Source organism: Methylobacterium sp. 77 (genome assembly GCF_000372825.1).
In the GTDB taxonomy this organism is placed as follows: domain Bacteria; phylum Pseudomonadota; class Alphaproteobacteria; order Rhizobiales; family Beijerinckiaceae; genus Methylobacterium.
Window position 1 is genome coordinate 1,704,650 of the sequence record NZ_KB910516.1, and the last position, 25,049, is coordinate 1,729,698.

26 protein-coding genes and 1 riboswitch are annotated in these 25,049 nt (G+C 67.3%); of the genes, 11 read left to right on the top strand and 15 right to left on the bottom strand.

The features are described 5' to 3' along the window. The first annotated feature begins 222 nt into the window (after window positions 1-222). Both ccmA and ccmB read left to right on the top strand, forming a co-directional pair. Window positions 223-879, top strand: coding sequence for a heme ABC exporter ATP-binding protein CcmA (gene ccmA / locus A3OK_RS22570; protein ID WP_019904433.1), 657 nt, complete (start codon window positions 223-225; stop codon window positions 877-879). Beyond that, entirely contained in the window at window positions 876-1,544 is a 669-nt protein-coding gene (ccmB, locus tag A3OK_RS0108060; RefSeq protein ID WP_026597046.1) for a heme exporter protein CcmB, read from the top strand. The genes ccmA and ccmB overlap by 4 nt, the downstream gene beginning before the upstream one ends. Here ccmB and A3OK_RS0108065 read toward each other — a convergent pair whose 3' ends face one another. Together A3OK_RS0108065 and A3OK_RS0108070 are read right to left on the bottom strand one after the other, a co-directional pair. Further along, window positions 1,545-2,156 (bottom strand): heme-binding protein, encoded by a 612-nt coding sequence (locus A3OK_RS0108065; protein WP_019904435.1) that lies wholly within the window; start codon window positions 2,154-2,156, stop codon window positions 1,545-1,547. A gap of 9 nt (window positions 2,157-2,165) precedes the next feature. Further along, entirely contained in the window at window positions 2,166-2,378 is a 213-nt protein-coding gene (locus A3OK_RS0108070; RefSeq protein WP_019904436.1) for a helix-turn-helix domain-containing protein, read from the bottom strand. A 21-nt stretch (window positions 2,379-2,399) separates the two neighbouring features. Here A3OK_RS0108070 and A3OK_RS0108075 point away from each other — a divergent pair, with 21 nt between their 5' ends. The 4 genes from A3OK_RS0108075 to A3OK_RS0108090 all read left to right on the top strand — a co-directional run bounded on the left by A3OK_RS0108075 (window position 2,400) and on the right by A3OK_RS0108090 (window position 4,962). Then, window positions 2,400-3,176, top strand: a complete 777-nt coding sequence (locus A3OK_RS0108075; RefSeq protein WP_019904437.1) for a heme ABC transporter permease — start codon at window positions 2,400-2,402, stop codon at window positions 3,174-3,176. Window positions 3,177-3,182: 6 nt separating this feature from the next. Next, complete coding sequence (ccmD, locus tag A3OK_RS0108080) at window positions 3,183-3,335, top strand: heme exporter protein CcmD (RefSeq protein WP_026597047.1); 153 nt, start codon at window positions 3,183-3,185, stop codon at window positions 3,333-3,335. Beyond that, on the top strand, window positions 3,332-3,934 hold the full coding sequence (locus A3OK_RS0108085; protein ID WP_019904439.1) for a DsbE family thiol:disulfide interchange protein: 603 nt from the start codon (window positions 3,332-3,334) through the stop codon (window positions 3,932-3,934). The genes ccmD and A3OK_RS0108085 overlap by 4 nt, the downstream gene beginning before the upstream one ends. Window positions 3,935-4,368: 434 nt before the next feature. Further along, window positions 4,369-4,962, top strand: a complete 594-nt coding sequence (locus A3OK_RS0108090; RefSeq protein ID WP_019904440.1) for a Crp/Fnr family transcriptional regulator — start codon at window positions 4,369-4,371, stop codon at window positions 4,960-4,962. A 69-nt stretch (window positions 4,963-5,031) separates the two neighbouring features. Here A3OK_RS0108090 and A3OK_RS0108095 read toward each other — a convergent pair whose 3' ends face one another. Further along, window positions 5,032-5,649, bottom strand: coding sequence for a septation protein A (locus A3OK_RS0108095; protein ID WP_026597049.1), 618 nt, complete (start codon window positions 5,647-5,649; stop codon window positions 5,032-5,034). 144 nt (window positions 5,650-5,793) lie between these two features. Further along, window positions 5,794-7,176: a signal recognition particle-docking protein FtsY gene (gene ftsY / locus A3OK_RS0108100; protein WP_019904442.1), complete on the bottom strand. Its 1,383-nt coding sequence runs from the start codon at window positions 7,174-7,176 to the stop codon at window positions 5,794-5,796. Window positions 7,177-7,238: 62 nt separating this feature from the next. Here ftsY and A3OK_RS0108105 point away from each other — a divergent pair, with 62 nt between their 5' ends. Together A3OK_RS0108105 and A3OK_RS0108110 are read left to right on the top strand one after the other, a co-directional pair. Continuing rightward, window positions 7,239-7,943: an RluA family pseudouridine synthase gene (locus tag A3OK_RS0108105; protein WP_019904443.1), complete on the top strand. Its 705-nt coding sequence runs from the start codon at window positions 7,239-7,241 to the stop codon at window positions 7,941-7,943. A gap of 250 nt (window positions 7,944-8,193) precedes the next feature. Then, on the top strand, window positions 8,194-8,973 hold the full coding sequence (locus A3OK_RS0108110; protein WP_019904444.1) for an SDR family oxidoreductase: 780 nt from the start codon (window positions 8,194-8,196) through the stop codon (window positions 8,971-8,973). Between the two features lie 82 nt (window positions 8,974-9,055). Here A3OK_RS0108110 and mtaB read toward each other — a convergent pair whose 3' ends face one another. Together mtaB and dapF are read right to left on the bottom strand one after the other, a co-directional pair. Continuing rightward, window positions 9,056-10,300, bottom strand: a complete 1,245-nt coding sequence (gene mtaB / locus A3OK_RS0108115) for a tRNA (N(6)-L-threonylcarbamoyladenosine(37)-C(2))-methylthiotransferase MtaB (protein WP_019904445.1) — start codon at window positions 10,298-10,300, stop codon at window positions 9,056-9,058. After that, the gene (gene dapF / locus A3OK_RS0108120; protein WP_019904446.1) at window positions 10,300-11,202 is read right to left on the bottom strand and encodes a diaminopimelate epimerase; all 903 of its coding nucleotides are present in this window, start codon (window positions 11,200-11,202) and stop codon (window positions 10,300-10,302) included. The genes mtaB and dapF overlap by 1 nt, the downstream gene beginning before the upstream one ends. Window positions 11,203-11,456: 254 nt before the next feature. On the opposite strand from dapF, the gene A3OK_RS0108125 reads away from it, so the two are divergent. Further along, on the top strand, window positions 11,457-12,158 hold the full coding sequence (locus A3OK_RS0108125; protein WP_026597050.1) for a GyrI-like domain-containing protein: 702 nt from the start codon (window positions 11,457-11,459) through the stop codon (window positions 12,156-12,158). Between the two features lie 6 nt (window positions 12,159-12,164). Here A3OK_RS0108125 and A3OK_RS22575 read toward each other — a convergent pair whose 3' ends face one another. From A3OK_RS22575 to gcvT, 5 genes are all read right to left on the bottom strand, one after another. Beyond that, the gene (locus tag A3OK_RS22575; RefSeq protein ID WP_019904448.1) at window positions 12,165-13,799 is read right to left on the bottom strand and encodes a cyclic peptide export ABC transporter; all 1,635 of its coding nucleotides are present in this window, start codon (window positions 13,797-13,799) and stop codon (window positions 12,165-12,167) included. 137 nt (window positions 13,800-13,936) lie between these two features. Next, window positions 13,937-14,431 (bottom strand): methylated-DNA--[protein]-cysteine S-methyltransferase, encoded by a 495-nt coding sequence (locus A3OK_RS0108135; RefSeq protein WP_019904449.1) that lies wholly within the window; start codon window positions 14,429-14,431, stop codon window positions 13,937-13,939. A 171-nt stretch (window positions 14,432-14,602) separates the two neighbouring features. Next, complete coding sequence (gene gcvP, locus A3OK_RS0108140; protein ID WP_019904450.1) at window positions 14,603-17,449, bottom strand: aminomethyl-transferring glycine dehydrogenase; 2,847 nt, start codon at window positions 17,447-17,449, stop codon at window positions 14,603-14,605. Between the two features lie 171 nt (window positions 17,450-17,620). Beyond that, complete coding sequence (gene gcvH / locus A3OK_RS0108145) at window positions 17,621-17,983, bottom strand: glycine cleavage system protein GcvH (RefSeq protein WP_019904451.1); 363 nt, start codon at window positions 17,981-17,983, stop codon at window positions 17,621-17,623. 55 nt (window positions 17,984-18,038) lie between these two features. Further along, a complete protein-coding gene (gcvT, locus tag A3OK_RS0108150; RefSeq protein WP_019904452.1) occupies window positions 18,039-19,169 on the bottom strand; it encodes a glycine cleavage system aminomethyltransferase GcvT in 1,131 nt (376 codons plus the stop codon). A gap of 50 nt (window positions 19,170-19,219) precedes the next feature. Continuing rightward, window positions 19,220-19,327, bottom strand: a riboswitch (glycine riboswitch). Window positions 19,328-19,581: 254 nt separating this feature from the next. Between gcvT and A3OK_RS0108155 the strand changes: the two genes are divergently transcribed. Then, window positions 19,582-20,355, top strand: coding sequence for a hypothetical protein (locus tag A3OK_RS0108155; RefSeq protein WP_019904453.1), 774 nt, complete (start codon window positions 19,582-19,584; stop codon window positions 20,353-20,355). 92 nt (window positions 20,356-20,447) lie between these two features. Beyond that, the gene (gene trpS / locus A3OK_RS0108160; protein ID WP_019904454.1) at window positions 20,448-21,515 is read left to right on the top strand and encodes a tryptophan--tRNA ligase; all 1,068 of its coding nucleotides are present in this window, start codon (window positions 20,448-20,450) and stop codon (window positions 21,513-21,515) included. Between the two features lie 43 nt (window positions 21,516-21,558). Here trpS and A3OK_RS0108165 read toward each other — a convergent pair whose 3' ends face one another. From A3OK_RS0108165 to ilvN, 4 genes are all read right to left on the bottom strand, one after another. Next, window positions 21,559-22,212, bottom strand: coding sequence for a pyridoxamine 5'-phosphate oxidase family protein (locus A3OK_RS0108165; RefSeq protein WP_019904455.1), 654 nt, complete (start codon window positions 22,210-22,212; stop codon window positions 21,559-21,561). Between the two features lie 242 nt (window positions 22,213-22,454). After that, window positions 22,455-23,474: a ketol-acid reductoisomerase gene (ilvC, locus tag A3OK_RS0108170; RefSeq protein WP_019904456.1), complete on the bottom strand. Its 1,020-nt coding sequence runs from the start codon at window positions 23,472-23,474 to the stop codon at window positions 22,455-22,457. Window positions 23,475-23,610: 136 nt separating this feature from the next. Then, window positions 23,611-24,249: a glutathione S-transferase N-terminal domain-containing protein gene (locus A3OK_RS0108175; RefSeq protein WP_019904457.1), complete on the bottom strand. Its 639-nt coding sequence runs from the start codon at window positions 24,247-24,249 to the stop codon at window positions 23,611-23,613. 256 nt (window positions 24,250-24,505) lie between these two features. Continuing rightward, window positions 24,506-25,048, bottom strand: a complete 543-nt coding sequence (gene ilvN / locus A3OK_RS0108180; RefSeq protein WP_019904458.1) for an acetolactate synthase small subunit — start codon at window positions 25,046-25,048, stop codon at window positions 24,506-24,508. Window position 25,049 lies beyond the last annotated feature (1 nt).

Below are 25,049 nucleotides of genomic sequence, written 5' to 3' on the forward strand. Positions count from 1 at the left end.
GATTTGGACACTCGGGACTCGCGCGGCGCAGCCTGCGGTCCGTATAGAACACTTCGAAACTGGCGGCTATGCCTGCCTGTGACACGAGCGCGAGAGTGTCGGAGCCTGCGTGGACGCGGGGGCCGGTGCGGCCTATGGAAAGCCCGTAGTGCCGGAGACCTTTCATGCTCGCGTGCAGAGGGGTGACAGACGCTCGTTGCTGAATACCGATCAGGACATGTCGTGCGGCTGACCGCCAACAATCTTGCCGCCCGACGCTCCGGCCGCCGTATTTTCTCCGGCCTGTCCTTCGTTCTGGATCCCGGCGAGGCGCTGATGGTGACCGGGCGCAACGGCGCCGGCAAATCCACCCTGCTCAGTCTGCTCGCCGGACGATTGAAGCCTGATGCCGGCACCGTCACTGTCTCCGATGTCGGCGAGGCGACGCTGCCTGAATGCCTCCACGTGGTCGGCCATCGCGACGGGCTCAAGAGCCCGTTGACGGCCGAGGAGAACCTCGTCTTCGCCCGCGATCTCCTCGGCGCGCCGACGGCGAGCCCGCGAGAGGCGCTGGACGAACTCGGCCTCGGCCACGCTCTCCGGCTTCCCGTCGCCTATCTCTCCGCCGGGCAGCGCCGCCGTGTGGCGCTCGCTCGGCTCCTCGTCTGCCGGCGGCCGCTCTGGCTCCTCGACGAGCCGACGGCGGCCCTCGACACCGCCTCGCAGGCCGTGCTCGCCGGTTTGATGGCGCGCCACCGGGCCGAGGGCGGCCTCATCGTGGCGGCCACCCACCAGTCCCTCGGCTTGGACGATGCCCGGGAACTGCGCATCGACGAGGCATTGAAACCCGTACCCGCCTCGACCGGCGCGAGTTCCGCCGGTTCGGAGGTCTGGTGGTGATCCGTGTGATGCGCGCCCTCATCGCCCGCGATCTGCAGCTCGCCGCCCGCGTCGGAGGCTCGGGCGCCCTGTCGCTGGTGTTCTTCCTGATGATCGTTGCCCTGGTGCCGTTCGCGCTCGGGCCCGATCTCAACCTGCTGTCACGGATCGGCCCCGCCATCCTCTGGCTCTCGGCGGTGCTCGCCACCCTGATCGGGCTCGACCGCCTGTTCCAGGCCGACGAGGAGGACGGCTCCCTCGACCTGATGACAGGCGCGCCCGCCCCGATGGAGATGGTGGTGCTTGCCAAAGTCGTGGCGCACTGGCTCACCACCGGCCTGCCGCTGGCCCTGGCCTCGCCGCTCTTCGGCCTGCTCGTGGCGCTCGACGGCACTGCCATGGCCTCGACCTCCCTGACGCTCTTGGTCGGGACGCCGGCCCTCACCTTCATCGGCGCGGTGGGCGCGGCGCTCACCGCCTCGATCCGCCGCGGCGGCCTGATCCTCGCGGTACTGGTCCTGCCGCTGATGATCCCGACGCTGATCTTCGGCGTTTCGGCGACGGAGGCGGCCTCCGGCGGCACGGTGCCCTTCGCGACGCCCCTGCTGATCCTGTCGGCTCTCAGCCTGATCGCTGCGGTGATCGGCACCTTCGCTGCGGCCGCGGCCCTGCGCTGGTCGGAATGATCAGCGCCCTTCGGCGACGGGGATGACGATCTCGTTGCGCCGCAGGAACGGGAGTGCGAAAGGCGGATCGTAGCTCAGCACGCTCGCCGGGCCCGTCGTCTCGCGGGCCATCTTCGCCAGGACCTGCCGGAGAACCGCCTCGCGTTTTTCGCGCGCCCTGGCGTCGAGAGTGCCGGAGAAGCGGAGCGCCGCATAAGTCGAGGCGGGCAGCCGGGCGATCCGGACCTTCGGGTCGGTCGGGACCGGCGGACCGGCCGTCGCCACGGAGGCGGGCAGGAAGAAGCGCATGACGCGCAGATCGCCGCCTTGTTCCACCGGCACGGTCATGGCGATCAAGGTGCCCTGTTCCACCGGCACCGTCATCGCGATGCGGCTGTCTCCGCCATTGGTGCCGGTGATGTACCGGAACAGCCTGCGAAACGCTTCCGCATCGCCCGACCCCGCCATGTCGGTTTCCACCGCGACACGCGGTTCGTAGCGGCGGATCTCGACGTTGCGGGGCAAATGCTCCACCACCTCGTAGCGCGGCTGCTCGTAGGTGGCACGGATGCCGACAACGGACAGGATCGATTCCGCAAAGGTCAGGGCGTAGTAGAGGGCTTTGTCGAGCATGGCGCCGCGTCAACGCCCCATCGGCGGCCCTGTTTCCAGGCCCTCCGCCAGACGCCGCCATTCCGTCGGCGGCAGACCGGTCCAGCCACGGAAAGCACGGGTGAAATGGGCGGCGTCGGCATAGCCGAGATCGAGGCCGATCCGCCAGGCGAGGACGTGCGCGAAGAAATGATCGACGCGGCCGGGGCTGCGCGTAACGCCCGCATTGATGCTGCACCGCACCCTGGGCTAGGTCCGCAGACCATGTGGACTCGTCTCGCCCATCCCGGTCATTTTCTGCGCTGGACCGGCCCCGTGATGCCCTGGCTTGCCGGGCTCTCGGCCGCGCTCATCGCCGTCGGTCTGTACATGACGTGGTTCGTGGTGCCGCCCGATTACCAGCAGGGCGAGACCGTGCGGATCATGTACATCCACGTTCCGGCCGCCTGGCTCGGGGTGTTCTTCTACGGGTCGATGGCCCTTTCGGCGATCGGCACCCTGGTCTGGCGCCACCCCCTCGCGGACGTGGCGCAACGCGCCGCCGCGCCGATCGGGGCGGCCTTCACCCTGATCTGCCTCGTCACCGGCTCGCTTTGGGGCAAGCCGATGTGGGGCACCTACTGGGTCTGGGACGCGCGGCTGACCTCGATGCTGATCCTGTTCCTGATCTATTGCGGCATCATCGCCCTGTGGCGGACCATCGAGGACCCGAACCGGGCCGCCCGCGCCATCGCGATCCTGACACTGGTGGGCGCCGTGAACCTGCCGATCATCAAGTTCTCGGTGAATTGGTGGTCCACCCTGCATCAGCCGGCCTCGATCATGCGCATGGGAGGCTCCAGCATCGATCCCTCGATGCTCTATCCCCTTCTCGAGATGATCCTGGCCTTCACCCTGCTCGGAATCACGCTGCACCTCTACGCCATGCGCACCGAGATCCTGCGCCGTCGCGTCAGGGCGCTCACCATCCGCGAGGCCGAGCGCCTGGATGCCGATCTCCGTCCTGCCCGGCCCCTCGGCCAGGCGATCCAGGGTCTCTGAACGATGATCGCGCTCGGGCCGCATGGCGGCTTCATCCTCGGCGCCTACGCCTTCACCGCCCTCGTGATCGGCGCCCTGATCTGGCGCTCGCTCATCGATCACCGGGCGCAGAAGCGCGCATTGGCGTCCCTCCAAGGCGATGCGGGAGGTGAGGCGTGAGCACGACCTCGTCACCGGCGCCGGTGCGCCGTTCGCTCCTCGTCATCGCGCCGCTGCTGATCTTCGCAGTCCTCGCCCTCGTCTTCTTCATCCGCCTCCGCTCCGGTGCCGACCCGTCTGCCATCCCCTCGGCGCTGATCGGCCGTCCGGTGCCGGCCTTCGCGCTTGAGCCTCTCCCCAACCTCCTCGGCGGCGAGGGGCAGGCGATTCCCGGCCTGTCGAGCGCGGATCTCAAGGGCCGCGTGACGGTGGTCAATTTCTGGGCTTCGTGGTGCGCGCCGTGCCAGATCGAGCATCCGCAACTGATGCGGCTGGCGCGTGAGCCGGGAGTGAACCTCGTCGGCATCGACTACAAGGACGCGCCGGAGAACGGCCGCCGCTTCCTGTCGCGCAGCGGGGTCCCGTTTCAGGCGGTAGGCATGGATTCGACCGGTCGTACGGGCATCGATTTCGGCGTCTACGGCGTGCCGGAAACCTTCATCATCGGCCCTGACGGCGTGATCCGCGACAAGCTCGTGGGCATCGTCACGCCCGAGAACTACTCCGCCGTGCTTCAAAAGATCCGCGCGGCCGGGACGGTGGCCGCTGCCACCCCCTGAACGTTTCGCTCGAACGACTCTCGTCCATCCTCTCCGCTCCTGCGCTGTGGCTGGCGCCGATGTCAGAAATCTGCCGCTTGCAGAATTCGGAAGAACTGCATTTTTTCATCTCAATACAGCGCGTCCATAAGAATAGGCGCGGAACTTGTCGATTTACATTTTATCTCGGAATATAATGTACGGTACCGTACTTAGATGTTCTAATGCGTAGTATTCACAAGTCTATACCGTTGTGTCATACGGCCATCCACCCTGAGGGCTGACCCAGGGCTGTTGACAAGGCTTGGTGTGCTCTTCCCCAAGGACTCGGCGGAGCCGTGACGTCTCCCCTATTGCAAAGTGAGTTACGCAACAGACTTCTCGGTGGTCTCTCGGCCTCGGAATTCGCGCGTTTGCAGCCTCACCTGAACCGAGTCTCCCTGGAGCGCGGGGTCGTGCTGGAAAAGCCCGATTGGCCCATCGCCACGGTCTACTTCCCGGAGCCTGGCGTGATCTCCGTGGTTGCCCGGACGCTGGGTGGGACCCAGGCGGAGGCCGGCATCGTTGGCCCCGAAGGCATGACCGGTCTCGCGATCCTGCACGGTCTCGACCGCTCGCCGAACACTTCCCTGATCCAGATGGCTTGCCGAGCCATCGCCATCGATGCCAGGCGTTTTCGGACCCTGATCGAGGAGAGCCGACCGCTTCACGACCACCTCCTGCGCTATGCTCAGGTCTTCGCGGTCCAATTGGCGCAGGCCAGCCTCTGCAACGGGCGATTCACCATCGAGCAGCGCCTCGCCCGCTGGCTCCTGATGTGTCACGACAGGGCAGACCGAGAAGATCTTCCCCTCACGCACGAGTTGCTGTCGCTGATGCTCGGCGTCCGCCGGGCCGGCGTGACCACGGCCTTGAGGTCGATGGAGGCGCTGGGAGCCGTGAAGACCCGTCGGGGCGGCATCAACCTGCGTGATCGCGAGGTCCTGAAGCGCGCCGCGGGTGAAGCCTACGGTGTGCCGGAGGCGGAGTACGAGAGGGTCCTCGGATAGAGGCGGGTTCTGAACATCAGGCGGAAAAGCGAAAACCGGCTCTCCGCCTCATGTAATCGCGCCGATCCTCTACGGCTCGGATTTGGACTCTGCCTTGCGGTCGTGCCGCATGAGAAGCGGTGTCTGCGAGAGCGCGAACAGGATGGTGAGGGGCATGATCCCGACCACCTTGAAGTTCGCCCAGAACGCATAGGTCTGCGTCCGCCAGATCACCTCGTTAAGGGCAGCCAGGGCGAGAAAGAACAGCCCCCAGCGGAAAGTCAGCTTGCGCCAGCCCTCCTCGGTCAGGTCGAAGACCGAATCCAGTACGACGGATAGCAGCGACTTCCCGAACAGCAGGCCGCCGAGGAGGATGGTGCCGAACAGGGCGTTCACGATCGTCGGCTTGATCACGAAGAACGTCTTGTCGTGCAACGCCAGCGCCATGCCGCCGAAGACGAGGACGACAATGCCGGAGACCAGCGGCATGATCGGCAGACGGCGCAGCAGGGCGAAGTGGATGGCGAGAGCCACCACCGTCGCAACCACGAACACGCCGATGGCGGTGAAGGTGGTGGCATCCTCGCTCAGGCCGAACCGGGCTCCGAAGGCATTGAGGAGAAAGAACACGACCAGCGGTCCCATTTCCAGGACGAGCTTCGGCATCGGGTCGAGATGGCGACGCGGCGGCACGGATTCGATGGGCAGGGTCATGATCGGTGAACGGCTCGTGCTGCGATACGACCGGAGACGAGGTGACCGCCGGGCGGGAGGCCGGATGTAGGACAGTCGCCCCGGCTTTCCTAGCGCGCGAGGCGCTTGCGCACATTTCCAGCGGCCGTGCGTATTCTCCTATTCCTCTTCCAGCCCCGCGATCGCCCGCGCGAAATCCCTCGCGGCGAAGGGCTCCAGATCCTCGACGCCCTCGCCGACGCCGATGAAGTGGACCGGCAGGCCGAACTTGGCTGCCAGGGCCACGAGGATGCCGCCCCGCGCAGTGCCGTCGAGCTTGGTCATGACGAGGCCGGTGACGTTGGCCGCCTTCGAGAATAGCTCGACCTGGCTCAGCGCGTTCTGGCCCACGGTGGCGTCGAGGACGAGGAGCACGGCATGGGGCGCCTCAGCGTCGATCTTGCGGATGACGCGCAGGATCTTTTCCAGTTCGGCCATCAGCCCGGCCTTGTTCTGGAGCCGGCCCGCTGTGTCGATGAGGAGGACGTCGGTGCCCTCGGTTCTGGCCCGCTGGAACGCCTCGAAGGCGAGGCCGGCGGCATCCGCCCCCTGCGCTCCCGCCACCACCGGCACCCCGGTGCGCGTGCCCCAGACTTTGAGCTGCTCGATCGCCGCGGCGCGGAACGTGTCTCCCGCAGCCAGCATCAGGCTGTGCCCTTCCCCCTTGAGCTTCAGGGCGAGCTTGCCGATGGTCGTGGTCTTGCCGGCACCGTTGACGCCGATCATCAGGATCACGAACGGCTTCTTCGTCGTGTCGATGGTCAGCGGGATCGCTACGGGAGTCAGCGCCCGTTCCACCTCGGCGGCGAGGATGGCGCGAACTTCGTCCGGTGAAATTCCCTTCTCATAGCGGCCCTTACCGACGGCTTCCGAGATCCGCATGGCGGTATCGATGCCGAAATCGGCCTGGATCAGAGCGTCTTCCAGCTCCTCCAGCGTGTCCGCGTCGAGCTTGCGCTTGGTGAACAGGCCGGTGACCCGCTCGGACAAAGCGGAGGAGGTCCGCTTCATGCCTCCGGTGAGGCGGCTCCACCAGCCGCGCTTCTCGGCCTCCGGCTCGACCACGGGCTCCGGCGCGGCGACGGATACCAGCTTGGGTGAGAAGGCGACGGTGGTGGTGTCGGCCTCCTCGGCCCCGCGTGCCGGATCGTCCCCGGCGGTCCCGGCGGGCGGCCGTTCGTCTGCGCCCTCGATCGGCTGAAGGTCGGCACCTTCGATCTCGTCGGGCGTCGCGTTCTTTTCCGGATCGTCGGCGGCCGGCTCACTCGGGGGGAGCGGGATGGACGCCAGGTCGTCCGCGCCGCTGGCGAAGTCGGGCTGGCCTTCCGATGCCGAGGCGGGGGACATCACCGCGGGCGCCGGTTCAGCCTTCCGCTCGGGCTCGGAGGCCGGTTCCGGCTTCGGGTCGGGCGGCTGGACCGGTACCGGCTTCGGCGGCCAGGATTCGTCCTGCTTCCCGAACATCCGCCGCAGCAGCCAACCCGGCCTCTTGTCTTCGCTCATTCCCACTTGCTCCCTCGACCCCGCATCAGTAGCGCAGGGCGATGCCTTCAGCCGATGCCCCAGTGGATCACCCCGTAGCAGACATAGGCGCGCGCCTCCTCTACCGCGATGCCCTGGTCCTCGTCATCGACAAGCCGGCAGGGCTGCCCGTCCATCCCGGCCCGAAGGGCGGGGAGACACTGACCGATCATCTCGACGCCCTGCGCTTCGGCCTGCCGCGCCGCCCGGAAGCGGCTCACCGGCTCGACCGTGACACGTCGGGCTGCCTCGCTCTGGGGCGCCATGCCAAGGCTCTGGCGCGCCTCAACAAGCTGTTCGCCGCGAGCGGCACGGTGGGAAAGACCTATTGGGCCATCGTCGAGGGCGGCCCAGACGAGGACGAGGGCCGCATCGACCTGCCGCTCGCCCGCCGCTCGGACGACCCGCGCTCGTGGTGGATGAAAACGGACCCTGCCGGAGACCCATCGCTGACAACCTGGCGCGTTCTCGGCCGCTCGCCGGACCGGCACCTGTCCTGGCTCGCCCTCAGCCCGGTGACCGGCCGTACGCATCAGTTGCGCGTCCATTGCTCGGCGATGGGCTGGCCCATCCTCGGCGACACGATCTACGGCACCGCCCCGCGCTCGGGCGGGCCGGGACTGCATCTCCACGCCCGGGCGCTCACCCTGCCGCTCTATCCGAAGAAGCCGCCCATTCTCGTCGAGGCACCGGCACCGGCACACATGCGTGGGCGGATGAACTTGTGCGGGCTCGAGCGCGACGGGTGAGGCGACGGCCTCTCCCTCCTGGAGAGGAAAACGTCGCACTGGCGACCTGTGGCAATGCATCAGCTGCGACGGGGGTAAGGTTCGGCGCTCGGCCAGCGACCATGTCTCCCGCATCCGGCATTGCACCGATCCGGCGGGGCGGCCTATGCTGTCTCCCTACCGAGGTGACGGCCCATGAACCCATAAGGCGACACACCGTTTTGCCGCGGACGGATGTCCGCGACCGGTCCAGCACGCTCTCGGGTTCTCCATGACAAGATTAGCCGGCAAAATCTGCGTCGTCACGGGCGCGGCACGCGGCATCGGCCGCGCCATCGCCGAAGCGTTCCAGGCGGAGGGCGCCGTTGTCATCGCCACCGATGCGGCCGAGGCAGCCCTCACCTCCGCTTCGGCCGAGATCGGCTGCCGGTCCGTCAGGCTCGATGTATCCAGCGAGGAAGACTGGGACGCGCTGGCCCGAACCGTTCCGGTCGTCGACATTGTGGTGAACAATGCCGGGGTGACCGGTTTCGAGGCGGGCCATCGTCCCCACGATCCCGAAAACGCGAGCCTGGAGGATTGGCGGGCGGTCCACCGGGTCAATCTCGACGGCACTTTCCTCGGTTGCCGCTATGCGATCCGCGCGATGAAAACGCGCGGATCGGGCTCCATCGTCAACATCTCGTCGCGCTCCGGTCAGGTGGGCATCCCTTTGGCGGCGGCCTATGCCTCGTCGAAGGCCGCCATTCGCAACCACACCAAGACCGTCGCGCTGTATTGCGCGCAGCAGGGCTGGGCCATCCGCTGCAATTCGATCCACCCCGCCGCGATCCTGACACCGATGTGGGAGCCGATGCTGGGCCACGGTGCAGACCGGCAGGCGCGGATGTCCGCAATCGTGGCCGATACGCCCCTCAAGCGGTTCGGACGCCCCGAGGAGGTCGCAGCCCTGGCAGTCATGCTTGCATCCGATGAAGCGGCTTACGTGACGGGCGCGGAATTCACTATCGACGGCGGCCTTCTCGCCGGTTCCGCCGCCTCGCCCGGATAGGAGAGGCCGCCCATGGGCCGGGTGGTCGATGCGCGTGGAGCACGTCCCGTCATGGTCTCGCCCGTCCCATATGGAGGGCTCCTCAAGCGGCGATCAGAGCCCGGCCGTCATGCCCGGCGATCGCGACGTCGCGCAGTTCGCCCGGCGGTGCTTCGTGGCCGAGCCGGACGAGGGTGAAATCTTCCGTCCGCGCCATCCCGCCCCGCTCGGTGAGAACGGAGTGGGTTCGTCCAATCTGGGCATCGAGATGCCGTGACAGCGCTTCTGCCCCGACCTCGCGCAGGCGGGCTGCGCGCTCGCGGATCACGTCTCCGGGAACCGACGGCATGCGTGCGGCCGGTGTGTTGGGGCGGGGCGAATAGGGGAAGACGTGGAGATGCGTCAGCCCGCATTCCGCCACGAGATCGAGGGAGCGGGCGAACTGCTCCTCCGTCTCGGTCGGAAAGCCGGCGATCAGGTCGGCGCCGAAGACCGCATCCGGGCGCAGGCGCCGTACGGTATCGCAGAACCGGATCGCGTCGTCGCGGCCGTGCCGGCGCTTCATCCGTTTGAGGATCAGGTCGTCGCCGGCCTGGAGCGAGAGGTGGAGATGCGGCATCAGCCGCGTCTCGGACGCGATCGCTTCCATCAGCGCCTCGTCCGCTTCGATGGAGTCGATCGAGGACAAGCGCAGGCGCGCCAGATCCGGCACGGCCGCCAGGATGGCCTGGACGAGATCGCCGAGACGCGAAGCCTCGGGCAGGTCCCGTCCGTAGGCCGTGAGATCGACGCCGGTGAGTACCACCTCGCGACCGCCATGCTCGACGATGCGGCGGACCTGATCGACCGCGTCCTCCAGCCTCACCGAACGGGAATTCCCCCGACCGAACGGAATGATGCAGAAGGTGCAGCGATGATCGCAGCCGTTCTGGACCGGGACGAAGGCGCGGGTATGTCCCGAGACCGAGGCGATGCGGGTCGGCGCCGCTTCGCGCGCGGCCATGATGTCGTCGATCTCGAGGCGCTGCCGGGGATGCGTGGCGGACCTCCAGGTCTCGGCCCTGGTCTTCGCGTCGTTACCGACGATGCGCGTCACTTCCGGCATGGCGGAATAGGCCTGCGTCTCCACCTGTGCGCCGCAGCCGGTGACGACGATCTCGGCGCCCGGCCGTTCGCGGGCGAGCTTGCGGATCGCCTTGCGGGCCTGACGCCCGGCCTCCGCCGTGACGGCACAGGTATTGACCAGGACGAGGTCGGTGCCCGTCTCCGACGCTTCGGCGTGGCGGCGCATCACCTCGGATTCCACGATGTTCAGGCGGCAGCCGAACGTCAGGGTCTCGACCGCCATCAGTCCATCCGCTCGAAGATCTCGGGGGGGAAGATCTCGGGGGGCAGGAACCCCTCCCATTCGAGCGCGACCGGGCCGGTCATCAGCACATGGTCGTCGGCGCGCCATTCGATGGCGAGGTCGCCGCCGGGCAGGCTCACGGTGGCGTGGCGGCCGATCATGCGCAGGCGCGAGGCTGCCACCAGCGTGGCGCAGGCGGCGGTGCCGCAGGCGAGGGTCAGCCCCGCGCCGCGCTCCCAGACCCGAAGCTTGATCGTCTCCGGACCCGTCACCTGGGCGAGGGAGATGTTGGCGCGATCGGGAAAGATCGGGTGGTTCTCCAGCATCGGGCCGATGCGGGCGAGGTCGTAGCCGTCCGGATCACGGTCGACGAAGAACACCGCATGGGGGTTGCCCATGTTCACCGCGCCCGGCGAGTGCAGGACGGGAGCGTCGATCGGGCCGATCTGGAGCTCGATCCGCCTCGTGTCGGGGAACGGCTCGGCGAGCGGGATCTCGTCCCACTTCAGCCGGGGCCGGCCCATATCCACGGTGAAGGAGGCTTGCGCTTCGCGCTTCACGCTGACGAGCCCGGTCCTGGTCTCCAAGGTGAGACGGCCGCTCTCGGCGGGCCGCGCCATGGCGGGGTCGTCCAGCATCGCATGGGCGACGCAGCGCGTGCCGTTGCCGCAGGCACCGGCTTCCGATCCGTCGGTGTTGTAGATCCGCATGAAGGCATCGGTGCCAGGGCTGTGCGGGTCATGAATGACCATGAGCTGGTCGAAGCCGGAGCGCTCGTAGCCGGCGATGGCGCGAGCCTCTTCGGCTGTCACGATCAGCTCCGTGCCGCGCAGGTCGAGCACGACGATAGCGTTGCCCGCCCCATGCATCTTCAGGAACCGTCGGTTCGCGAGCCTCGTCATGATCGTCTGCGTTTCGTGGTCGTCTGGGGTGAGAGTCCGAGAGGCCATCTCCCGAGCGGCTCCCGCATATAGGGCAAAGACCGGGGCCACGCACGCGGGGCCTGATCGGGGGAGCGTTGCACAAGGGTCGCGCCGGTCACGTTCCTGCGCGCAGATCGGTCTGCCGCCTCGCAGCCGAGCGGCTTCGTCCCTACCTTGGAGGCATCGTGAGACCGCCGTGCGATTCGTCGCGGCACGCGACCCGGAGCGTTGCCTTGACCCGTCATCGTCCATTGCCGCTCGTCAGCCTCGCCGCGATCCTGGCCGTCTCTTCCGCCCTCGCGCAGGAGCCGTCCTCGCCGGCGACCACCAATCCCCTCCCCACCACGACGGCCCCCGATCCGGCCCCCGACGCGCCGTCCCGCCCGGTCCCGACCCAGGCGGCACCCGCCGCGCCGTCGATCCCGGCCGGACCCGCACGCCAGACCCTGGTCGAGACCCCCGGCGACGCTAACGACGTGGACGAGGTCTCCTTACCCCCTAAGCCTGCCGCCATTCTGACGGGCCGGGCAAGTTGGGAGGAGGCCGTGCCGGCGCTGAAGGCGGCCTTCGTCAAGATCGAGGAGGCTTTGGCGAAAGACGGAATCGTCCCCACCGGACGACCGCTCGCGGTCTTCGCCAAGACCGACGATGACGGTTTCCAGTTCGAGGCGATGATCCCGATCGCATCCATGCCGGATCCGAAGCCGGCCGAGGTGGGAGGCCTGCGCTTCGGCACGACACCCAGCGGCAAGGCCCTGCGCTTCCCGCACAAGGGTTCCTACGACGAGATCGACGGCACCTACGAGACGTTGACCGCCTATCTCGATGCCAAGGACGTCGTGGTCCAGGACCGCTTCATCGAGGAATACGTCACCGACCTCAACGACAAGGCCGACGAGAAGCTCGACGTGAACATCTACGCCCTGCCGAAATAGGGCCGCTCAGGCCGGCACCGCCACCGGGGCGCCCTCGCGCAGCACGCCGTTCTCCAGATGGACCACGCGGTCGGCCGCGCCGAAATAGCGGTCGTCGTGGCTGATCACGATCAGCGTCCGGCCCGCGCGCTTCAGGTCGGGCAGCAGCTGCGTGTAGAACAGGCGCCGGAAGGTCGGATCCTGCTCGGCGGCCCATTCGTCGAGGACGAGGACCGGGCGGCCCTCCAGGCTGGCCTGGATCAGCGCGAGGCGTTTGCGCTGGCCGGCGGAGAGGTCGGTGGTGGTGAAGGCGCTGTCCCGGATCGCCACTTTGTGGGTCAGGTCGAGGGTCTTCAGGAGGCCGTCCCCCGCCTCGGGGCCGGTGCCCTCCGGCAGGACGAGATCGTCGAACAGGGTGTAGTCGAAGAAGACCACCGAGAAGAGCTGCCGGTAGGCGTCGCGGGTCTCCGGGGTCACTGGCACGCCGTCGCGCAGCAGCGTGCCGGCCGTGGGCGGATAGAGCCCGAGAAGCATCTTGATCAGGGTCGTCTTGCCCGAGCCGTTCTCGCCGACGATGAACAGGATCTCGCCCTGCCGGATGGTCAGGTCGATCGGTCCGAGGGAGAAGGCCGGCTTGTCGCCCACCGAAGGGAACCCATAGCGGACGCCGCGCAGGTCGATCGTCGCGAAATCGTCTGGCGACGGAGCGGTCGGCCCAGGTCGCGGGACCGGCGCGAGTAGGCCTGGCTCGACCGCGTCGCCCTTGCCCACGAGGTCCGCGATGCGTCGATAGGCGATCTGCGCGCGGCCAAATTCGGGAAGGCTGCCGACGATGGAGCCGAGCGGACCCTCGACATAGAGCAGCACCAGGATGAAGCCCGACAGGACCATGTTGTCGATGCCGACGAGGGCCTTATAGGCGATGATCGCCGCAAGGGTCGTGAACAGGGCGACCTTCCGGCTCATCCGGGAAAATTCGCCCAGCGTATGGATCGTCCACTCGTTCTGGCGCACGGCCTCGATGGAGGCCACCAGTTGCTCGTCCCGCAGACGCATCCGACGCGCGCGGTTGATGCGCATTTCCCGGGCCCCCGCCCAGAGAAGCCGGAGAAATCCGAGATGCGCGGTCGCGAGGTCGAAGTAGGCAGAGAAATGGGTCAGGGACCGCCGGTACAGGATGCTTTCGGCGGCGATGCCGAGGCCGAGGATGAGAACCGTCAGGGCGAACAGGGGCGGCGACAGGAACAACATGTAGCCGAAGCAGCCCAGCGCGATGCCGGTCTGAACCACCAGCCCGGACATGAGCCTGATGGCGTTCGACACCATCTGGGTGTCCGAATTCAGCGAGACCATGATCCGATCCTGGCCGAGTTCCTCGAGCCGGGCGATCGGCGTGGTGAGAAGCATGTCGGCGAGGTCGCGGGTCAGGGTGGCGCGGATGCGGCCATCCGCCAGGGTGCTGCCGAGACTCGACAGCAGGGTTCCGCCGACGCCCAGGACGACGAGCCCGAAGAAGATCGCCAGGAAGTTTTCCGACAGGCCGCCCTCGGCGTGGATGGCGGCGTTGACCTGTGCCAGCACCGCCGCCGTGGCGAGCCCGCTCACGCCCCCCAGCGCCGTCGTGGCCGCCACCAGGGGCCAGAGCGGCCGCAGGAGCCGCACGGCGTCGTGCCTAAGTTGTCGGAGCGCCGGCTTCTGCTGCGCGGCATCGACGCCAGCGAGGCGGTGTTTAACTTTTGGTTGCATTGCAGAAAAAGCACCCGCAATTGTGGCGGGACTTGGGCAGCCGGGCCCGGAATTTAGGGTGCCTGTAGGAGCGGTCGGCGCTCCAGGGCGAGCAGGAAACGCTTGGTGTCGAGGCCGCCGGCAAAGCCCGTCAGGGCTCCGCTTGCGCCGATGACCCGGTGGCAGGGCACCACGATGGGCAGCGGATTGGCGCCGTTGGCCGCGCCCACGGCCCGGCTGGCGCTGGGCCGTCCGATCCGGCGGGCGAGTTCGCCGTAGCTGATCGTCTCGCCGGGCGGAATCTCGGTCAGGGCTTGCCAGACCGCCCGCTGGAACGGCGTGCCGCGCGGGGCCAAAGCGAGGTCGAACCGGGTCAGGCGCCCGTCGAAATAGGCGCCGAGTTGCGCCCGCGCCTCCGGAAAGGCGGCCTCGTCCCGCTGCCAATCCGCCCCCGGCGTGACCATGCCCTTGCCGGCGGGGAAGCCGATGCAGGCCAGCCCCTCCGCCGCGCCCGCCAGGACGAGGGGGCCGATGGGGCTGGGCAGGATCGTGTAGCGGGTCTCCGGCATGGCCCCTGGTAGCACGGGCCGCGTGTTGGTGCCGCGACAGGAAGCCGACGTCCGCCGTTTTGGAGGCGGAGCGCGTCCGCTCCCCCGCCTCGAACCCCTCCCCGCCCGCGCGACGGATCTCGGGCAGGCTCGAAATCCGCTGGGGAGGAGGGCCGAACCTCCGGGGCCGGCCTATTCCGCCGCTTCGCTGTACGAATCCACCGGCGGGCAGGAGCAGACGAGGTTGCGGTCTCCGTAGGCGTTGTCGACGCGGTTGATCGGCGGCCAGTACTTATCCATCCGCAGGCTTCCGGAAGGGAAGCAGGCGGCTTCGCGGGAATAGGGTCGATCCCAGGGACCGATCAGGTCCTGCACCGTGTGGGGAGCATGCTTGAGAGGATTGTTCGTCCTGTCCATCCGCCCCTCCTCGATGGCGCGGATCTCCTCGCGGATCGCCAGCATCGCATCGCAGAACCGGTCGATCTCGCCCTTGGTCTCGGATTCCGTGGGCTCGATCATCAGGGTGCCGGCCACCGGCCAGCTCATGGTCGGCGGGTGGAAGCCGCAATCGATCAGGCGCTTCGCGATGTCGTCGACGCTGACCCCGGCCGATTTCTGGAATGGCCGCACGTCGATGATGCATTCATGCGCGACGCGGCCCTGCGCCCCGGCATAGAGCACCGGATAGGCTTCCTTCAGCCGGCTCGCGATGTAATTGGCATTGAGGATCGCGACGCGGGTCGCCTGGGTCAGGCCTCGGCCGCCCATCAGCAGACAATAGCTCCACGAGATCGGCAGGATGGACGCCGAACCGTAGGGGGCCGCCGAAACGGCCCCTTCCTCGCCGGTGCGGGGATCGGAGGGCAGGAACGGGATCAGGTGTGCCTTGACGCCGATCGGTCCCATGCCGGGGCCACCGCCGCCATGCGGGATGCAGAAGGTCTTATGCAGGTTGAGATGGCTGACATCGGCGCCGATATCGCCGGGCCGGGCGAGACCGACCATGGCGTTGAGGTTGGCGCCGTCGAGATAGACCTGTCCACCATGGGCATGGACGATGTCGCAGATCTCGCGGACCCGCACCTCGAACACGCCATGGGTCGAGGGATAGGTGATCATGCAGGCCGCGAGCGTGTCGCTGTGCAGATCGGCCTTCCTGCGGAAATCCTCGACGTCGATATTGCCGTGGGCATCCGCCCCGACGACGACGACGCTCATGCCGCACATCTGCGCCGAGGCCGGGTTGGTGCCGTGGGCCGAGGACGGGATCAGGCAGACGGTACGGTGCGCGTCTCCACGCGCGAGATGATAGGCGCGGATGGCGAGCAGCCCCGCATATTCTCCCTGCGCGCCCGAGTTCGGCTGCATCGAGATCGCGTCGTAGCCGGTGATGGCGCAGAGTTTGTCGGAGAAATCGCGCAGGAGTTCCCGGTAGCCTTCGGCCTGGTCGTCCGGCACGAAGGGGTGGATCTCCGCGAATTCCGGCCAGGAGATCGGCAGCATCTCGGCGGTCGCGTTGAGCTTCATCGTGCAGGAGCCGAGCGGGATCATCGCCCGGTCCAGGGCCAGGTCGCGGTCGGCGAGGCGGCGCATGTATCGCGTCATCTCGCTCTCGGCCCGGTTCATGTGGAAGATCGGGTGGGTGAGGTAGGCGGAGGTGCGCAGATTTGCCTCCGGCAGACGCTGGGTCGGCCATGCCGCGTCGTAAGTGAGCCCCTCGCCGCCGAAGGCGCGCCACACCGCCTGGATGATGTCGGGCCGGGTGCGCTCGTCGACGGTGATGCCGATGCGGTCCGAGTCGACCTTCCGCAGGTTGACGCCGTTCTCCACGGCATTCTTGAGGATGAGGCCCTGGAAGGCACCGACCTTCACCGTGATCGTGTCGAAGAAGGTTTTCGACTCAACGGCGAAGCCCAGGCTCTCCAGGCCTTCGGCGAGGCGCACGGCATCGCGATGGACGCGGGCGGCGATGGCCTTCAGCCCGCGCGGACCGTGGAACACCGCGTACATCCCGGCGATGACCGCCAGCAGCACCTGCGCGGTGCAGATGTTCGAGGTCGCCTTCTCACGGCGGATATGCTGCTCGCGGGTCTGCAGGGAGAGTCGGTAGGCGCGGTTGCCGCGCGCATCGACGGAGACGCCGACGAGACGTCCAGGCAGGGTGCGCTTATGCGCATCGCGAGTGGACAGGTAGGCGGCGTGCGGGCCGCCATAACCCATCGGCACGCCGTAGCGCTGCATCGAGCCAACCGCGATGTCGGCGCCCATCTCGCCCGGTGGTTTCAGGACGGTCAGGGCCAGCGGGTCCGCGGCCATGATGGCGACCGCACCGGCATGGTGAAGACCGGCGATCAGGTCCGAGACATCATGGATGGCGCCGCAGACGCCGGGATACTGGAAGATCGCGCCGAAGACCTGGGCGGGATCAAGATCCGTCGCCGGGTCGCCGACCACGATGGTCCAGCCGAGAGGTGCTGCACGGGTCTTCAGGACGGCGATGGTCTGGGGCAGGCATTCTCCATCGACGAAGAACGAGGTCCGGCCGTTGGTGGCGATGCGCGAGGCCATGCCCATGGCCTCTGCAGCCGCGGTGGCTTCGTCGAGGAGGGAGGCATTTGCGATGTCGAGGCCGGTGAGGTCGCAGACGAGGGTCTGGAAGTTCAGCAGCGCCTCGAGCCGGCCTTGGCTGATCTCGGGCTGGTAGGGCGAATAGGCCGTGTACCAGGCCGGGTTCTCGAAGATGTTGCGCTGGATCGCCGGCGGCATCGTGGTGCCGTGATAGCCCTGTCCGATGAGCGAGACGAGGAGCCTGTTCTTGTCGGCGATGCCGCGCATGTGCTCCAGCACCCGGCGCTCGGTCAGCGAGGTGCCGAAATCGATTCGCTCCGCCTGCCGGATATCGGCAGGCAGGGTTTCATCCACGAGGCCGTGCAGGCTCTCCGAGCCGATGACGGCGAGCATCGCCTCGATCTCTCCGGTGGTCGGGCCGATATGGCGGCGGTTGGCGAAATCGTAGGGATCGTAACGGTCGGTGGTCATGATGGGCCTCGGAGGTGCGAGTGACGGCTGTGCGCGCCCCTCTCCCCTCTGCGGGAGAGGGTGGCTCGCGAATGCGGGTCGGGAGAGGGGAGCGCCTATCCGGAAAGGTCGTCCCCTCTCCCGCCTGCTCCGCAGGCACCCTCCCCCGCGAAGGGGGAAGGTCGTTGAGCTCTACTTGGCGAAGTTCGCGTAGGCGGCTTCGTCCATCAGCCCGTCGAGGGCGCCGGCATCGTCGAGGCGGAGGCGATAGAGCCAGCCGGCGCCCTGAGGGTCGGTGCCGACGCTGGCCGGATCGGCCACCGCCGCCTCGTTGATCTCGGTCACCTCGCCCGAGACCGGGGCGAAGACGTCGGAGGCGGCCTTCACCGATTCGACGACCGCCGCTGCCTCGCCCTTCACGAGCTTGGCGCCGACCTTGGGCAACTCGACGAAGACGAGATCTCCGAGTTGCTCAGCCGCGTGGGTGGTGATGCCGATGGTGGCGATGTCACCGTCGATGGCCAGCCATTCGTGCTCGTCCGTGAATTTCAGCATGATGCACTCCGTGAAGAGATGGTCCGAGGAGAAAGGAAGAGGCCGGAGCCGGGCTTCAGCGCCGCTTGAAGCGGGCCGGCACGAAGGGCAGCGTCGCCACCGAGACCGGCAGGCGTCGGCCGCGCACTTCCGCAAAGAGGCGGGTGCCGGGCTCCGACAGGGCGGCGGGCACGTAGCCCATGGCGATGGGCGCCTTGAGGACGGGGCTGAAGCCGCCGGAGGTGACCATTCCGACACCTGCTCCGGTCTCCTCGGCGAAGAGCTGAGCACCGCCGCGCACCGGCGTCGGCCCCTCGGGCAGCAGCCCGACGCGCCGCCGCGCCGGGCCGTGCGCCAGTGAGTCGAGAATGAACGGGGCGCCGGGGAAGCCACCAGCGCGGGCTCCGTCGAGACGCCTGACGGAGGGAATCGCCCAGGACAGCCCGGCCTCGACCGGATCGATGCCCGGGTCGATATCCGCCCCGTGTAGACACAGGCCAGCCTCCAACCGCAGGGAATCGCGGGCGCCGAGGCCGACCGGCTCCACATCCTTGTCCTGGAGCAGCGCTTCGGCGACGGCATCGGCCGCGTCCTCGGGAAGCGAGATCTCGAACCCGTCCTCGCCGGTATAGCCGGAGCGGCTGACGATGGCGGGAACGCCGAGGATGTCGACCACCCGCACGTCGAGGAAGCGCATGGCGGCGGTCTCCGGGGCGAGCCGCGCAAGCGCGTTCTCGGACAGCGGCCCCTGGAGGGCGAGAAGCGCACGGGGCAACACCGTGATCTCGCACAGACCGGTGAGATGAGTGCGAAGGTAGGCTTCGTCGGCCACCTTGTTGGCGGCGTTCACCACGAGGATCAGGCTGTCGTCGAGCCGCGCGACCATGAGGTCGTCGAGGATGCCGCCGGCCTCGTCGGTCAGGAAGCCGTAGCGCTGCCGCCCCGGAGCCAGACCGGCAACGTCGATGGGAAGAAGGGTTTCGAGTGCGAGGGCGAGGCTCGCCATGCCGCGCGGCCCCGGCAACAGCCGGATCTGGCCCATATGCGACACGTCGAACAATCCGGCCGCCTTGCGGGTATGGAGGTGTTCGGCGATCAGCCCGGCCGGATAATGGAGCGGCAACGCATAGCCCGCGAAGGGGACGATGCGCGCGCCGTGGCGCAGGTGGAGGGCGTGAAGCGGCGTGCTGGAAGCGTCGAGCGTCATCTGGTCATCCCATGACAGAACGTCCCCGGACACTCGATCGAGTGATCCGGTTGCCCCCATCTGTCACGGTTACCTGAGAGCTTCTCCCAACCCTTCGAGGGGGCGGGATTTCTCCTTCGGTGGACGCCACGAAAGCGTCTCTCTCCAGATTGTCAAAACGGTGCGGTGATTGTGCCTGAGAGTTTCCGGGGGTGGTTGCTCCGTCGGCGCCATGACCGGTCCGTACCGGTCTGGGCTCTCCCGCATCGTCGTTTGCTGACGGATCAAACGTCGCACGACCCATCATCGGGCGCAAGGTCGCGGGCTTTCAAGAGACTTGGCTTGTCAGCTGTGCGGCGGCGCAGTCCTGCCACGACGCGATCTGACGCTGAGCCAGACGGAACCGCCGCGACTCTTCGCGGATTCGGCTGTCATGGCCTTCGCATCCGGGCACGACCTCGCCGGCCCTCGCCCCCGGCAGACCAAGCGCTCCGCTCCTGTCGCCGACGCGATCGAGGCGGATAAGGCGCTGGAGATCCATCGCCGACTTTGCCAAGTCTATGGCTGCCCGATCCCCTACTTCCACAGCCTCGACCCGCTGAGCGAACTCGTCTCCTCGCTGCTCTCCCATCGTACCCGGAACGCCGATTCCGGCCGTGCCTTCAAGGCATTGCGAGCACGCTACCCGGACTGGGCCGACGTCGCGGAAGCCTCGTTGGAAGACATCGAGGCGACCATCGTCGGTGTCACATGGCCTGAATTGAAGGCGCCGCGCATCCGGGCCGTGCTGGCGGCGGTCGTCGAACGCCATGGCTCGCTGACCCTCGATTTCCTGAAGGGAATGGACATCGAGGCGGCCCGGTCCTGGCTCGAGGCGATACCGGGCGTGGGGCCGAAGACCAGCGCGGCGGTCCTGTCGTTCAGCATCCTGCGGATGGCGGCCCTTCCCGTCGACAGTCACCATCACCGGGTGGCGCAACGCACCGGCCTGATCGGCGCGAAGGTCGATGTCGGTCCTTCGCACCCGATCCTGAGGGCGCAGCTTCCGGCGGATTGGAGCGCGCAGGATCTCTACGACAACCATGAGATCCTGATGCTGCATGGGCAGGCCGTGTGCCACCAACGCAGACCGGCCTGCGGCCGCTGCGTGCTCCTCGATCTCTGCCCGGCCGGACAGGGGGCGATCCCGTCCGTACGCGAGCCTTGACCGTCTCCGGCGAGCCGTCCAGAACGCAGGCGCCCGCGCGCATCGTCAGCGTCGGTCTTTCCATCGCCATCACGCCATAGGGACCACGCGCGATGACCGCGTTTTCAGAGCTCGTGTTCTCGGGCGTTCAGCCCACGGGCAACCTGCATCTCGGCAACTATCTCGGCGCCATCAAGCGCTTCGTGGAGATGCAGGAGCGCGACGCGCAATGCCTCTACTGCGTCGTCGACATGCACGCGATCACGCTTTGGCAGGATCCGGCCGCGTTGAAGGGACAGATCCGCGAAGTCACGGCCGCCTTCCTCGCCGCCGGCATCGACCCGAAGCGGAGCATCGTCTTCAACCAGAGCCAAGTGCCGGCGCATGCCGAACTCGCCTGGATCTTCAACTGCGTCGCGCGGCTCGGTTGGTTGAACCGTATGACCCAGTTCAAGGATAAGGCCGGCAAGGACCGTGAGAATGCGTCGATCGGGCTCTACGCCTACCCCGTTCTGATGGCGGCCGACATCCTGGCCTACCGCGCCACCCATGTGCCGGTGGGCGAGGACCAGAAGCAGCATCTCGAACTGACCCGCGACATTGCGCAGAAGTTCAACAACGATTTCTCGGCGTCGATCGCGGCCCACGGGCACGATTCGGGTGAAGGCTTCTTCCCCATTACCGAGCCGCTGATCGGCGGCCCGGCGGCGCGGGTCATGTCCCTGCGCGACGGCACCAAGAAGATGTCGAAGTCGGACCCGTCCGACAATTCGCGCATCAACCTGACCGACGAGGCGGATGCCATCGCAAACAAGGTGCGCAAGGCCAAGACCGATCCGGAGCCCCTGCCCTCCGAAGTGGTGGGACTGGCCGGGCGCCCCGAGGCGGACAACCTCGTGGGCATCTTCGCGGCACTCAAGGGCGTGACCCGTGAGGACGTGCTTGCCGATTACGGCGGCGCGCAGTTCTCGGCCTTCAAAGGGGCGCTGGTGGAACTGGCGGTAGAGACCCTGGCTCCGATCGGCTCCGAGATGAAGCGGCTCGTCGCCGACACGGACTACATCGACTCCGTCCTCGCCGACGGTTCCGAGCGGGCCGAGGCCATCGCGGCTCCGACCCTCGATGCGGTGAAGGACATCGTCGGCTTCGTCCGCCGCGGGCCACGGCTCCGGACGGTGTGAGCCGACTACCCTCCCCTACGAAAGCGGGGAGGGTTTCGCCGGTTCAGCTGTCGCCGCGCGCCACGCGCGCCTCGTATTCCGACAGAGCGAGCTTGCCTTCCTCCTCGACCCTGGCCTTGTCCTCGTCCGAGATCACGTCGCCGACCATGTCGAGGCGCTTCCACAGAGCGAGCGGCGTCACTTTCTCAGGGGTCGGGACGTACCTGTTCTGAGAGACTTTCTGGTACTTGTGGATGTAGCGCGGGCAATTGACCCAGGCCTTCGTCACCTCGATCCGGACGAGATACTTCGCCTCGGTATACTCGGCCATCAGCGGGTCATCGCGCAGCATCCGGGCATGGCCCTGGACGCGGACCCGGTGTGGGGTCTCGAAGTCGATGAACAGCAGGCCGACCTTCGCCTGACCCTCGATGTTGCCCATCGAGTACCACATGCCGTTGCCGTCGAAGCCCGGGAATACGATCGTGTGGGAGTCGATCACCTTCACGAAGCCGGGGCTGCCGCCCTTGTAGGAGACGGTGGGCATGCCATCGGGATCGACGGTGGACAGGAAGAACATGTCGCGGCTGCCGATGAATGCCGCCTCGTCGGGGCTGACCTCATCATGGACCCAGCCGGTATCGAGACGCTCAGCGAGCTTGACGGTGTTGTACTCTTCCTGAAGCGCACGGTGCTCGTCGAAATACAGCGATGCCATGGGTGTCCTCCACGTTTCGGCCGCTCTCATTCGGGCAGCCGTTGGTGGGGATGATCGCGGGAAAAGCACTCCGCGACAACCAGATTGGGCATGATGCCCAGCAAAACGGGCAATGTGCCCAGGTTGGATCAACCGAGCATGGGCTGGGTCGACTCAAACGTGACAAAGCCGGCCCCGTTCGCACGAGGCCGGCTCTATCCACAATGGGCCGCCGAGCGAAGCCCGGCCGCCCATTCGAAAAATCAGTTCTTGGACTTGTCGACGAGTGCCTTCTCGGAGATCCACGGCATCATGCCACGGAGCTTCGAGCCGACTTCCTCGATCGGGTGACGGGCGAGCTTGGCGCGGGTGGCCTTGAACGAGGTCTGGCCGACCTTGTTCTCCAGCATCCAGTCGCGGGTGAACTTGCCCGACTGAATGTCGTCCAGCACGCGCTTCATCTCGGCCTTGGTCTCGGCAGTGACGATGCGGGGCCCGGTGACGTATTCGCCGTATTCGGCGGTGTTGGAGATCGAGTAGTTCATGTTGGCGATGCCGCCCTCGTAGATGAGGTCGACGATGAGCTTCACCTCGTGGAGGCACTCGAAATAGGCCATCTCGGGGGCGTAGCCGCCCTCGACCAGGGTCTCGAAGCCAGCCTTGATGAGCTCGACGAGGCCGCCGCAGAGCACGGCCTGTTCGCCGAACAGATCGGTCTCGCACTCTTCCTTGAAGGTGGTCTCAATGATGCCGGCGCGGCCGCCGCCATTGGCCGAGGCGTAGGACAGGCCGAGGTCGTGGGCATTGCCCGAGGCGTCCTGCGCGATGGCGATCAGGGTCGGCACGCCGCCGCCCTTGAGGTACTCGCCGCGCACGGTGTGGCCGGGGCCCTTGGGGGCGACCATGAGCACGTCGAGGTCCTTGCGGGGCTCGATGAGGTTGAAGTGGACGTTGAGGCCGTGGGCGAACAGGAGGGCGGCGCCCTGCTTCATGTTCGGCTCGAGCGACTCCTTGTAGATGTCACCCTGCAACTCGTCGGGGGTGAGCATCATGACGACGTCGGCCTGCTTGGCGGCGTCGGCGACGTTCATCACCGTGAAGCCCTCGTGCTCCGCCTTCTTGGCGGTGGCCGAACCCTCGCGGAGCGCAATGACGATGCCCTTCACGCCGGAATCGCGCAGATTCAGCGCGTGAGCATGGCCCTGGCTGCCGTAGCCGACGATGACGACCTTCTTGCCCTTGATCAGGTTGAGGTCGGCGTCACGATCGTAATAGACCCGCATGGCGGTCCCTTCTCTCTTCTTTAGACATGAGTGCGCCCCGGCGCCCTCATCTGAAACGACATCCGCGCGGCCGTGCGATGCCGGCTTTTAGCGGGGTGATCCCCTTGACGAAAGGGGCAATTGCCTCTCGGCGCGATTAGGCCGGCAGGTCGAGGCCTTCGCGAGCGAAGACGGCCTGTACGGCCGGTCGCGCCGCCATGGCACGGGCATGCGCGGTCCAATGCGGAAAACGCTCCGCCATGTCGAATCCGAGGGCCGGGCCGCGGCCCCAGGTCCAGAACAGCAGAAGGTAGGGATCGACCACGCTGTAGTGTTCGCCCAAGGCCCATCCGCCGTTCGAGAGCCGCACGTCGGTCATGGTGAAGAGGTCGCCGCAGGTGTCCGCGCCCTTGGCGCGAATTGCGGGAAACGCCTCCTCGTCGGTGGTGTAACGCTCCGGCCGGCGGACATGGGCGTAGGCGATGTGATGGCTCGTCGACATCCAGGCGAGCCATTCCTCCGCTCGCGCCTGGTCCCGCGGAGCCTCCGGCCACAGCCCCGCGTCCGGGTTGAGCCGCGCCACGTGGCGAAGGATCGCCGTGTTCTCGGTGAGCAACCAGGCGTCCTCGACCAGGGCCGGGACGCGGCCGCGCTCGTTGATCGCGAGATAGGCCGGAGCCCGCTGGTCGCCCTTGGCAAGGTCGATACGGACCGTCTCGAAGGTCGTGCCGGTTTCCTCCAGGGCGATGTGCGAGGCGAGCGAACAGGCGCCCGGGGAGTAGTAAAGAGTGGTCATGGGTTCACGAGGCCATTCGAGAGGTTGACAATCGGGGTCGCGAGCGGTCCACGAGCCCGCGGGTGGGAATGGTCGCGGTGGCGTCCGTTCTGATGCTCGCCGAAATCCGACGGCCGATCCCGACAGGCCAGCCGCCGGACACCCCGAATGCCGGTACTCTCACGGCGCAGTCCGGACCCTCACTTTCAAGCGCGGAATTCAGCCCGCGCTCCCCTCACCGGGCTCCGCCATCGGAGCCTGATCCGGAAAAACCGCCTCACATCGCCTCGGACCCGCGCCCCATGGCGGCGATCCCCGTGCGGGAGATCTCCACGAGGCCGATCACCGTCATCAGGCCGATGAAGCGATCGATTTCCTCCGTCGCGCCGGTCACCTCGAAGACGAAGGACGTGAGGGTCGCGTCCAGGGTCTTGGCCCCGAACGCGGCGGCGAGGGTGAGCGATTCGGTGCGGTGCTCGCCCGTGCCGGCCACCTTCACGAGGCAGAGTTCGCGCTCTAGGGAGCGACCCTGAAGGGTGAGGTCCACGACGCGGTGGACCGGCACGAGCCGGTCGAGCTGTGCCTTGATCTGCTGGATCACCGCATCCGTGCCGGTGGTCACGATGGTGATGCGCGAGATGTGGCGCGCCACCTCCGTCTCGGACACCGTCAGGCTCTCGATGTTGTAGCCGCGCCCCGAAAACATCCCCGCGATTCGCGCGAGGACGCCCGGCTCGTTGTCGACGATGACGGCGAGCGTGTGCCGGTTGATCGGCTCCACCCGGCCAGCATCGGGGTAGTGCGTGTTCATGGCGTTCATG